Source organism: Xenorhabdus sp. PB62.4 (genome assembly GCF_014467285.1).
Taxonomy (GTDB): domain Bacteria; phylum Pseudomonadota; class Gammaproteobacteria; order Enterobacterales; family Enterobacteriaceae; genus Xenorhabdus.
The window spans coordinates 1-3,913 of the sequence record NZ_NKHR01000062.1; the positions used below are offsets into that span (position 1 = coordinate 1).

Here is a 3,913-nt window from a genome sequence, read left to right on the forward strand (position 1 = left end):
CACAAACAAGGCACAACCGTAGCCGCCCTGTCCCGCGAATCCGGTTTAAGTTCTTCCACACTGGCAAATGTTCTGAAACGCGCATGGCCTAAAGGCGAATGGATCATTGCCCGCCGTCTGAATATGCACCCTGCTCAAATCTGGCCAAGCCGATATTTCGATATGAAGGGACGCATAACAAAACGAAAACCCAGAAATACCCCAGACTGGGATACGCTGGTCAGTCAGGACGACCGCGAAGTTGGGAATAAATTTCAAAAATCTTAAGGTCAAAGACGGGACCAGATGTGATTTGTAGCACCGCCTGCACGCCGTCGTTGTTACAAATCGTCTTGGTCAGGGCAACGCCCCGACACCCCGCGAGACTATTTTTCTGACGAAATTGAAAGGGAAAGACACCGGAAGGAATACGTTTTAGATGTCCGTTAGGACATGGGAGGCGGCTCATATGATGTTACTGGGATAACCTTCTGCCTACCCGCCGATACAAAAGGGGGGATTCAATCAGGGAACGCGATCCCCCTCATCCCTGCTAAGCCGTCTTTTAGCGATCTATCCGTGACGCGAAAGTCAGATGGTCGAAGACAAAAGAACCCTTCAACGGGCACGATAAATTGCCCTCTCGGTATAGATGCGAAGTTACGAATCCCCCCCCTGAAAAACTTACGAGCTGTCTAGTGACCTTGTTATTTTTTACGATGGGAAAGAGCCGGAAGCGGGGTTGTGAGGTATGGATGCAATCCGTGCCACAGAACCCCGCTTTTGGCGATGAGCTTACGTCAAAATTTTCACGTAAACGGGTATCTCGTTTTGTTTGGTTTTTGGGTGGCTTTTTTGGGGTGAAAATAGGGTGGTTTTGGGGGTGATTTCCTTGTATTTATACTTAAGGGATAACTCTAGGATTGAAATTTGCCTCCAACCATTGATACTCAAGGCTTTAGAGTGAATTTGCTTGGAAATGGTATCGGCTGTATTATTTTATCTGGTGATCGTGTGTTGGAACTAAAAATTTACCCCTGCAATTGCGTCAACAATTCAGGGGTGTGATCACCTAGCAAATTCTGTGTAATGTGGCACAACCTATAGGTGATAAGAGGATGATAACATATCTTTTCTGCGCCTGCCCAGACTGGAGCAGGTATCATGCAAGACGCTAACCGCCCTTTTTTGACAGATTATAATCCTAATGATAAGCCCTGGGACACTCACAAAGGCCAGTCTGATGATGTCGGTGGGATCTACCTGCAAGCAGCCGAATTTGAGGCTTATGCGGCGCGTATGCGCGATTGTGGCGGCTTATTGCGTTTCGGCTGGTCTACACTTGCTGAAACCGGAGAAACGCGTCTGAGGCTTCGAGAGGCGCATTTTTGCCGTGTCCGGCATTGTCCTGTTTGCCAATGGAGGCGCTCGCTTATGTGGCAAGCCCGTTTTTACCAGTCCCTGCCTTGTATCGTGGCAGATTATCCCGATTCCCGCTGGATGTTCCTGACGCTGACCGTGCGGAACTGTGCCATTGAAGATTTGGGCGAAACCTTGACCCTAATGAATTCGGCCTTTCAGCGGCTTAAAGTTCGGAAAGAGTTTAAGCCGGTTCAAGGTTGGATACGTACGACGGAAGTGACCCGTGGTAGAGATGGTAGCACACACCCGCATTTTCATACGCTGATGATGGTGCCGCCATCCATGTTATCTGGTCGAGATTACGTGAAGCATTATCGCTGGATGGAGCTGTGGCGGGATTGCCTGCGTATTGATTACGATCCGAATATCGATGTTCGGGTGGTCAAATCCAAGTGCTCCAAAGAGGGGGAAAGCTTCGCCAGTCTGACAGCCGAACAGATTCGCGGGGCGGTGTCTGAGACACTGAAATACTCAACAAAACCTTCCGACATGGTGGCCGATCCAGCGTGGTTTCTAGAATTGACTCGCCAGACGCATAAGCGTCGTTTTATTGCTACCGGAGGGGCGTTGAAGGATGTACTGAAGTTGGAGCAGGAAACCAACGAAGACCTGATTTTGGCTGACGAAATGGCGGATGGCTCAGATGATGGTTCGCGGTTGGCGTTTGGCTGGGAGATAAGTGAGCGTCGTTATCGTCGTTCGCCAGAGAGAGATAGTAAAAAGCGTGGTTAATAACGTGTGATGCAAGATAGTCCGTCTTACTTACTAGAAAAAGCTAGTACTCTTATAAGACGGACGTTGACTGACGGTCGGTTCTAGAAAAAAAACTTTTTAAATTTTAAATAGTGTAATTAATTTTAATTAAAATTATTGAAATGAAGTTTTATTCATCTAGATTAAATAAAAAAAACAAAATGTAATATTTTTTAATAAACAAGCTGATAAAGTAATTTAAACCATAAATAAAAAATGTGGTAAAGTACATAAAATGAAATGATTAGTTTTTTATTTTATTTGAGTTTATTCTAAATAAAAGGAGTTTTTAATGGCTTGGATTTATCATCAATACTCAGGTGATTTATATCACAATGACAAATTGGTTTACCCTCATGGATATAGTGGAAAAGGAATTCATAAAAATAATCCAGCCTCAGAATCGATACGTGGGAAAGGACCTATACCAAGAGGAAGCTATACTATTGGAGGTTATACCAGTAGCAAAGGTGCAATGACTATCCATCTAGAACCACGTGAGGGTAACAATATGTACGGAAGAGATCTTTTTAGAATACATGGAGATAGTAGAACAAGGCCAGGAGAAGCCTCAGAAGGCTGTATAATTGTCGGTTCTGACGCAAGAAGAGAGATTATAAATTCTATGGATAGAGAATTGATAGTGAAATAGATCATGAAAAAAAATATTTTATTTGCAATGTTATTTATTCCTACTATTGCTTTTTCTTCAACAAAAGATGATTTAGATTACTGCGCCACAGTTGAGTCTTGGGCTGCTCAGCAAGTGATAGAATCAGCATTTGAGAAAAATAAACAACTTGATAAGCTAAAAGCAACTTCTTTCCTAATTGAAAGAACCAAATTAATAGATGGCAAAAAAGAAATTAAATTTGAAGATTGGGGGCAATTATATACTCAAACAATTAAAGTCATCATTCCATACGTCAACAATCAAAAGAAAGAAGTAACTTTTATTGCATCATCAATTATATCAGCGGAAGAGTGTTCATTAGGAATGCCATCCTATTTTGACATAACACCTGATAATTATATTTTCAATAAAAGATAGAGTTGTTTTTTGAACAAACTAGTACCGATATAGTCGTTTGCCTGAGAAAGGCGGTAAGAAACCTAACTAAAATGGTTCTGATTTATTCAGGCATGGAAGTGGCGTCACTTGGATTTTTTACCAAGTGACGCCGTTAAAAAAACGGTTGTAAACCTTGTCCGACCTGTTTTCCTGAGAAATCGTACTCAGTGAAGTTATTAAAAAAAACCGGATATACTAACTTTATCACGATCTTGTTTTTTCCCTTTCTTATTGCGTTTTTACGCGAATAACTACATTACATCTATTTGATTACCTTATTGAAAAGTTTTATCTAACCCGTTAACCTGATAGCGCCATTGGCAAAATCCAGTGGTCAAGGAATCTCACCCTTGTTAAGAGTAACCCACTGGTAGGAGTTTTCTGCCAGTGCGCCTGCATTCGCCCGTTCAATGGCGGTTCAGGCAGGGGAGGCTTTGGCCTCGCCGGAAGGTTACTCCCGGTTGTGAGATCCCTGTTTGAATCGCCACCAATAACAACAATGAGGTGAAGCAGGTATGAATACACAAGACTGGCATCCCGCCGATATCGTTGCCGCCCTTCACAAACAAGGCACAACCGTAGCCGCCCTGTCCCGCGAATCCGGTTTAAGTTCTTCCACACTGGCAAATGTTCTGAAACGCGCATGGCCTAAAGGCGAATGGATCATTGCCCGCCGTCTGAATATGC

Annotated in this window: 5 protein-coding genes; all 5 read left to right on the forward strand. The window is 43.4% G+C overall.

Annotation, left to right across the window (positions count from 1 at the left end):
• Positions 1-267: helix-turn-helix transcriptional regulator (locus tag Xenpb_RS19020; protein ID WP_187655694.1), on the forward strand; the 267-nt coding region annotated here is incomplete at its 5' end.
• A gap of 876 nt (positions 268-1,143) precedes the next feature.
• Positions 1,144-2,133 (forward strand): protein rep, encoded by a 990-nt coding sequence (locus Xenpb_RS19025; protein ID WP_187655695.1) that lies wholly within the window; start codon positions 1,144-1,146, stop codon positions 2,131-2,133.
• 313 nt (positions 2,134-2,446) lie between these two features.
• Positions 2,447-2,806 carry a tlde1 domain-containing protein gene (locus Xenpb_RS19030; protein WP_187655696.1) on the forward strand — a complete coding sequence of 120 codons (360 nt, stop codon included), beginning with the start codon at positions 2,447-2,449 and terminating at the stop codon, positions 2,804-2,806.
• 3 nt (positions 2,807-2,809) lie between these two features.
• On the forward strand, positions 2,810-3,205 hold the full coding sequence (locus Xenpb_RS19035) for a hypothetical protein (RefSeq protein WP_187655697.1): 396 nt from the start codon (positions 2,810-2,812) through the stop codon (positions 3,203-3,205).
• Positions 3,206-3,741: 536 nt separating this feature from the next.
• The coding region (locus Xenpb_RS19040) for a helix-turn-helix domain-containing protein (protein ID WP_187655698.1) at positions 3,742-3,913 on the forward strand (172 nt) is incomplete at its 3' end.